Genomic DNA, 7,726 nt, shown 5'->3' with positions numbered 1-7,726 from the left:
CTTCGAAGGGTTCTTCTCTTCCGTGGGGTCTTTCTTCTCTTCCCCCCCCCCCCCCCCCCCCCCCCCCCCCCCCCCCCCCCCCCCCCCCCCCCCACCGAAGTGATCACCGGCCGACCGGGCGTGGCGCGCCGGTCACGGCTGGCCCGTCGGGCGCGTCGCGCCCGACGGGTGGGCAGTGCCCGATGGGTGGGCAGTGCTCCCCTCAGGTGCGGGGCACTTGGCCTGGGTACACGCCCGCTCAGATCTCGCCCTTGCGCGTCAGGTGGGTGAAGGCCAGCCAGCCCGGCAGCACCGGTAGCCAGAACGTCATCAGGCGGAACAGCAGCACCGCGGGGAAGGCGATGTCGCCGCCCAGGCCCCCCAGTGTCAGCGCCGTGATGAGCGCACTCTCGACCGCGCCCAGACCGCCCGGTGTCGGCGCCGCCGATCCCAGCGCGTTGCCGGCGAGGAAGGCCACCGCGATGCTGGCGTAACTCAGCTGGTCCCCGCCGCCGAACGCGCGGATCGAGGCGTCCAGGCACATCACGTTCGCGGCTGTCAGCAGCAGCATCCCGCCGATGCCGGTGATCAGCTTCCGCGGGCGCTGCAGGATGTCCAGCATCCGCGGCACCACGCCGGCAAACAGCGACCGCAGCCGCGTCACCACGAACTTCCGCAGCACCGGAACCGCCGTCACCACCAGCACCAGCACCGCCACCGTCAGCAGACCGGCGATGACCGTACGGGACGGCGACAACTGGTCCTGCCTGCTCTGCATGCCGGTCAGATAGCCGAAGGTCAGCAGCAGCAGGATGTGGCTGCCCAGGCCGAACAGCTGGGAGGCGCCCACGCTCGCCACCGCAAGGCCCGGCCGGACCCCGGCACGCTGCAGGAAGCGGGTGTTGAGCGCGACTCCGCCGATCGCCGCGGGCGCCACCAGTTTCACGAAGTTGCCCGCGATCTGCGCGACGACGGTCTTGACGAAGCCGACCTTCTCGGTGACGAAGCCCAGCAGGCTCATCGCCGCCGCGATGTACGTCAGCGCCGAGAAGAACATCGCCACCAGCACCCACCACCACTGGGCCTTGCTGATGACGTCGTCGAGGTTGAAGTGCGTCAGCTGCGACAGCAGCAGGTACGCGGCGAACGCCCCGGCGATCCAGCTGATCAGGATCCGTGGGCTGAGCCGTTCCAGCTTCGCCGGCTCGATCACCGCGGTGGGCCGGATCAGCAGGACCTGCCGGCGGATCTGGGCGAGCAGATCCTCCTCGCGGGCCTCCTCGGAGGCCTCGTCCAGAGCCCGCTTCTCGGCGTTCTTCTCCGCGTGCCGCTCGGCCCGTATCGCCTTGCGGTCCTTCGGCCCCTCCGCCTCGCGTGCCTCCCGCGCCTCCTTGGCGGCCTGCGACGCCGCCAGTACCGCCTCCCGCTCCCGCTTGGAGCGCTCCCGGGCCAGTTGGCGCAGGGTGGCGCGGGTGGTGCGGCTCAGCGCGATCGGCTGCAGCAGCGGCAGGCTGTCGGCGACCGCGTCCGGGCCGAGCACCTCGACGGCGGCGGCCACCGCGCGCTCGGCGCCCACCCGCAGCCCGCAGGTGGCCAGCAGCTGGGCGATGTCCATCCGCAGGACGAGATCGCCGGCCGCGATCTCACCGCCGCGCAGCTCGGTCAGGACGATGCTGCCGGAACGATCCACCAAAAGGGCGTCGCCGACCAGCCGGCGGTGCGCGATCCGCCGCGACTGCAGCGCCTCGACCTGCCGCCAGGCGCTGTGCATCAGCGCGTCGGTGATCTCCTCGTCGGCCAGCGAGTCGAAGGTGCGGCCCCCGATGTGCTCGTAGACCAGCATCACCGCGTCCGGGCCGAGCTCCGAGGTGGCGATCAGCTTGGGGGCGTTGGCGCCGGCCGCGATGGCCGCGTACGCCAGCAGCGCCTCCTGCTCCAGGGCCTGGCGCAGCGACTGCAGGCTGCGGCGCTGGTTGATGCCGCGCAGCGACAGCCGCCGCCAGACCCGGTAGAAGAACCCCTGGGCCTGCTGCTCGCGGTCGACGACGGTGACGTCGATCGGCGGGCCGTCCTCCAGGGTGACGATGTAGCGGCGGCCGCGGTCGCTCTGCTCGGTCTGGTCGGTGTGCTGGGCGTCCTCCGCGCGCATCGCGCTGACCGGGTGGAAGCCGACCCGGCGCAGCCCGGCGAGGAGGTTCTGGCCGGTGGGGCGGACGTTGGGGGAGCCGACGGCGTAGAGGGTGCCGTACGCGACGGTCCAGCCGATCAGCACCGTCGTGATGATCGCGAACGGGGTGGTGTACCGGCCGACCAGCACCGCGACGACGTCCAGCAGCACCACGACCCACATCGCGACCCGCCAGCGCGGCCGCCGGGACATCCCCACCGCCGTCATATAGGCGATCACCGGTGCCAGATAGCTGTGCACCGGGGCGGAGAGCGAACCGTTGGCCAGCGGCTGGGTCAGTGCGACCCGGATGGAGGCGGGGGCGGACTCGGCCACCCACAGGTCGGTGGCGAGCGACACCCCGTGGGCGAGGACGGCGGCGAGCACCCCGTCCGCGATCCGCAGCCCGTCGCGCTTGATCAGCCGCTCGACGGCGAACGCCACCGGCACGATCAGCACCAGGACGCTGGAGGTCAGTCCGGCCAGGTTGATCAGCAGCGGCGGCGCGGCCTTCGCGCCGGTGCCGATGTCCCGCGCCAGGCCCGCGGTGGTGCCGTGGGCGAAGGTGGCGAGCCCGAGGACCAGGGCGATCCCCGCGATGCCGAGCAGCAGCCGCAGCAGGTCGGCGGGCCGGTGCACACGGGCGGGCAGCAGCGGCTCGTCGCCGGAGACCCGGTCGACGTGGAACTCGCCGTGCTCGTCGGCGCTCAGGTCGGCGCGGTGCGAGCCCGTACGGGCCCTGGCCCGGGCCGTGCCGGACACCGGCTCGGCGCCCTTGCCGTGCTCGACCTGCTCGTCCTGGTCGCCTCGCTGCTCGGTGCCCGGCTCCTCCTTGTGCCCCTCGGGTGGTTCGGGCTCCGCGGGCCCTTTCGGCCTCTCAGACGCCCCGGGTCGTTCGGCCTTCTTGATCGTGCTCGCCTTTTCGGTAGCGGAAGCCGTGGCCGGCCTCCGTTGGTGCTTCCCCTTTGGTGCCACCTGCCGCCGCTGCGGCCGCTCGGTCGGTGCGGCCGGGTCGGGGGCGGTGTCGGTGGCGTCGACGGGCAGTGCGTCAGGGGCGCCCGCCTCCCGTGGAGGCGCTGCACCCTGCTCGGCCGTCTCTTCTTGATCTCGTATCACCAGTCACCGTCCGGAAGATGGTGGCACGACCGACCGGTGGAGGAGGGCATCAGGGTGCATTTCGGGGGTACGGGAAGCGGAACCTCGTCCCCCGCTGCCGTCCGGGAGCGGGTGTCACCCCGCCCGTGCCGCGGCGGGCGGCACCCTGCCGCCGGCCTCCGACGTGGCGCGGGACAGTGTGTCCGGTCCCATTGTCGGCGCCGTGCGGCAGGATGGACCGAATGAGTGGGACCGGAGATGGGGCGGCGGGTGAGCTGCCCGAGTACGCGGAGCGGGTCCTGGCCGTCGCCGAGCTGATCCCGGCGGGCCGGGTGATGACGTACGGCGATGTCGCGGAGTGGCTCCATGAAGAGGGGCAGCCCGAAGGGCTTGCGGCGAAGGGCGGCGGTGGGCGACGGGTGGGCGGGCCGCGGCAGGTCGGCAGGGTGATGGCGCTCTACGGCGGCGCGGTGCCCTGGTGGCGTGTCGTGCGCGCGGACGGCCGGCTGCTGCCCGGCAGCGAACTGCGCGCGCTCGCGCACTACCGGGACGAGGGCACACCGCTGCGCGCGGCCCCCGGGTCCGCCGACGACCACATACCGAGGCTCGATCTCCGGCGCGCCCGCTGGGACGGGCGCCCGGAGAGCGCCGGGGAGCTCTAGCCGCGGCGGCAGCGCGCGGGGGGCCGGGGGACGGACTGCGGCCCGCGCGGCTTCTGGCGTAGCGTCGGGCACTGCCGTCACGGCACGGGGCGCCCCCGCCGCCCCGCCGTACGGCACCCGGCCGGACCGGCCGCACGGCCGGCTCCCCGCACCGCGGCGCGCCCCGCACCGCATCCGCACCACGACCAGCACCCTCCTCAGGACCGGCGATCCACGTGAGTTCCTCCTTCTCGGCCGTCCCTCCCCCGCTCTCGGCTCCGCTCGAGCGGGCGGTACGCCCATCGCAGCCCTACCGGGCGGAGCGGCGGGACGCCTCCGGTGCGTACCGACTGGTGCGTACGCCACCGGAGCGGGTGGATCCTCCTGCCTTGGACGCAGACCAGCGCGCCGTGGTTGACCACCGCCAGGGGCCGCTGCTGGTGCTGGCCGGACCGGGCACCGGCAAGACCACGACGCTGGTGGAGTCGGTGGGGCGCCGGGTGCGGGCCGGCGCGGACCCCGAGCGCATCCTCGTCCTGACCTTCAGCCGGAAGGCCGCGGTGGCGCTCCGCGACCGGCTCGCGGTGCGGCTGCGCGATCTGGAGGGGCAGCCCGAAGGGCCTACGGGGAAGGGCGGTGGCGGGCGACGGGCGGGCATTCCGCAGGCCACGACCTTCCACTCGTTCTGCTACGCGCTGGTCCGCGCCCATCAGGACGCCGACCTGTTCGCCGATCCGCTGCGGCTGCTGTCCGGACCCGAGCAGGACCTGGTCGTCCGCGAACTGCTCGAAGGGCAGGCGGAGCTGGCCGGCGCCGGCCGCGGCCGGATCAGCTGGCCGGACGAGCTGCGGGCCTGCCTGACCACCCGCGGTTTCGCCGACGAGGTCCGCGCGGTGCTCGCCCGCAGCCGCGAACTGGGCCTGGGCCCGGACGCCCTGGGCGACTTCGCCCGGCGCACCGGACGGCCCGACTGGAGCGCCGCGGCGGGCTTCCTCGCCGAGTACCTCGACGTCCTGGACGGCCAGGGCGTCCTGGACTACGCCGAACTGGTGCACCGCGCGGTCCTGCTCGCCGAGCGCGCCGAGGTCGCGGCCGAGCTGGCCGCCGCCTATGACGCCGTCTACGTCGACGAGTACCAGGACACCGACGTCGCCCAGGTGCGGCTGCTGCGGGCGCTCGCCGGCAATCAGGGCGCGGCCGGGCGGCCGGGCTCCCCGGGGCGCACGCTGATCGCCTTCGGCGACCCCGACCAGTCGATCTACGCCTTCCGGGGTGCGGACGTCAACGGCATCCTCGACTTCCCCGAGACCTTCCGCCGCGGCGACGGCACCCCCGCCCCGGTGGCGGTCCTCGGCACCTCCCGGCGTTCGGGCGCCGAGCTGCTCGCGGCCACCCGGTCGCTGACCCGCCGGATGCCACTCACCCGCCTCCCGGCCCGGCAGGTACGCGCCCACCGCGAGCCGGCCGCCGTGCGCGACGGCGGCCGGGTGGAGGTGTTCACGTACCCGACGCCCGGCGCCGAACTGGACAACGTCGCCGACATCCTGCGCCGCGCCCACCTGGAGGACGGCGTGCCCTGGGGCGAGATGGCCGTCCTCGTACGCGCCGGGGGGCGCTCGATCCCCGCCGTGCGCCGCGCGCTCACCTCCGCCGGGGTGCCGCTCGACATCGACGGCGACGACCTGCCGCTGCGCCACGAACCGGCCGTCGCCCCGCTGCTGACGGCGCTGCGGGCCGCGGCACGGGCGGCGCTGGGGACCGTGGCCGCGGGGTCCGGTGACACCGGGGACGCGGCGGCGAAGGACGCGGTGGGCGGGGCCGCCGAAGAGGCCGCCTCCTCCCACCGGCTCGACGCCGAGACCGCCCTGGACCTGCTGACCTCCCCCCTCGGCGGAATGGACGCCACCGACCTGCGCCGCCTGGGCCGCGCCCTGCGTGAGGAGGAGCGCGCCGCCGGGCAGCCGCTGCCGCGCCCCTCCGACGAGCTGATCGCCCGGGCGCTCGCCGAACCCGAGCGCCTGGTCGCCCACGACCCCGCCTACGCCCGTGGCGCCCAGCGGCTCGGCCTGCTGCTGCGCAAGGCCCGCGAACTGCTCGTCGGCGGCGGCACCGCGGAGCAGGCGCTGTGGGAGCTGTGGGACGGAACCCCCTGGCCGCAGCGCCTGGAGCGGGCCTCCCGGCGCGGCGGCGCCGCCGGACGCAACGCCGACCGGGACCTCGACGCGGTGGTCGCCCTCTTCGAGACCGCGGCCCGCGCCGAGGAACGCACCGGCGGCCGCGGCGCGCTGAACTTCCTGGAGGAGCTCGACGCCCAGGACATCGCCGCCGACACCCTCACCCGCCGCACGGTCCGGCCCGACGCGGTACGGCTGATGACCGCACACCGCGCCAAGGGCCTGGAGTGGCGGCTGGTCGTCGTCGCCGGCGTCCAGGAGGGGCTCTGGCCGGACCTGCGCCGCCGCGGCTCGCTCCTGGAGGCCGACCGGATCGGCCGCGACGGCCTCGCCGAGCCGCTCACCCCGGGCGCGCTGCTCGCCGAGGAACGCCGGCTGTTCTACGTGGCGGCCACCCGGGCCCGCGAGCGCCTTGTGGTGACCGCCGTGAAGGCCGCCGCCGACGACGGCGACCAGCCCTCCCGGTTCCTGGCCGAGCTGGGCGTCACCCCCCAGGACGTCACCGGCCGCCCGCGCCGCCCGCTGGCCGTCGCCGCGCTCGTCGCGGAGCTGCGCGCCACCACCGTCGACCCGGCCGCCAGCCCGGCGCTGCGCGAGGCGGCGGCCGAGCGACTCGCCAAGCTGGCCGCCCTGCACGACGACGACCACCGGCCCCTGGTGCCGGCCGCCCACCCCGACAGCTGGTGGGGCCTTGCCGAACCGACCCGCAGCACCGTTCCGCTGCGCGACCGCGACCGGCCGGTGGTCCTGTCCGGCAGCGCCCTCGACCAGCTCGCCAACACCTGCTCCCTGCAGTGGTTCCTGGGCCGCGAGGTCAAGGCGGACACCCCCGCCAGCGCCGCCCAGGGCTTCGGCAACGTCGTGCATGTGCTCGCCGACGAGGTCGCCTCCGGCCGCACGCCCGCCGACCTGACCGTCCTGATGGAGCGGCTGGACTCCGTATGGGACGCGCTGGCCTTCGACGCCCCCTGGAAGTCCCGCCAGGAGAAGGACAACGCCCGTGCCGCCCTGGAGCGCTTCCTGCGCTGGCACGTCATGGAGCGCGAGACCCGCGGCCGCGACACCGTCGCCACCGAGCACGGCTTCGACGTCGCGCTGCGGGCCGGCGCCTATGAGGTCCGTATCCGCGGCAGCATGGACCACGTCTCCCGGGACGCGCAGGGCAGGGCGTACGTCGTCGACTTCAAGACCGGCAAGCAGAAGCCGACCGGACCGGAGGTCGCCCGCCACCCCCAGCTCGCCGTCTACCAGCTCGCGGTGCGGGAGGGCGCCGTCGACGAGGTCTTCGAGGGGCGCACTCCCGAGGCGGGCGGCGCCGAGCTGGTGCATCTGCGCCTCGGCGCGCCGCGGAAGGAGGGCGGCGACGCGCTGCCGGCCGTGCAGACGCAGCCGCCGCTGGACGGCGGGAGCGGTGAGCGCGGCGGGAGCGGTGAGCAGGGCGAGGACGGCGGGAACGGCGAGAACGGCGAGTGGGTCGGCGAGCTGCTCGCCACCGCGGCCGGTCGCGTGCTGGAGGAGCGGTTCACGCCCACGACCGGGACGCATTGCGCCCACTGCACCTTCCGGGCCTCGTGCAGCGCGCAGCCGGAGGGCCGGCACGTGGTGGAGTGAGCCGGCAGCGGCTGCCGGGGAGCGGGCTGTGACCTGCGCGGATGCCATCGCCGGCGGCG

Annotated in this window: 3 protein-coding genes; 2 read left to right on the top strand and 1 reads right to left on the bottom strand. The window is 75.1% G+C overall.

Features of this window, described 5'->3' with window-relative positions; genetic code table 11:
* Positions 1-238: 238 nt before the first annotated feature.
* Positions 239-3,262 carry a lysylphosphatidylglycerol synthase domain-containing protein gene (locus tag AC0680_RS35560; RefSeq protein WP_478637164.1) on the bottom strand — a complete coding sequence of 1,008 codons (3,024 nt, stop codon included), beginning with the start codon at positions 3,260-3,262 and terminating at the stop codon, positions 239-241.
* Between the two features lie 221 nt (positions 3,263-3,483).
* Between AC0680_RS35560 and AC0680_RS35555 the strand changes: the two genes are divergently transcribed.
* Positions 3,484-3,903, top strand: a complete 420-nt coding sequence (locus AC0680_RS35555; RefSeq protein ID WP_478637162.1) for an MGMT family protein — start codon at positions 3,484-3,486, stop codon at positions 3,901-3,903.
* A 332-nt stretch (positions 3,904-4,235) separates the two neighbouring features.
* Positions 4,236-7,667: an ATP-dependent helicase gene (locus tag AC0680_RS35550; RefSeq protein ID WP_478637189.1), complete on the top strand. Its 3,432-nt coding sequence runs from the start codon at positions 4,236-4,238 to the stop codon at positions 7,665-7,667.
* The last annotated feature ends 59 nt before the right edge of the window (positions 7,668-7,726 follow it).

The sequence above is a fragment of the Streptomyces sp. NPDC043738 genome (assembly GCF_056436545.1).
The sequence above is the reverse complement of the archived record's forward strand: the minus strand, read 5'-3'. Positions and strand labels throughout refer to the sequence as shown.

Excerpts from the sequence above, each read along its gene's own strand:
- AC0680_RS35555 (WP_478637162.1), top strand. The coding sequence starts at position 3,484 with ATGAGTGGGACCGGAGATGGGGCGGCGGGTGAGCTGCCCGAGTACGCG.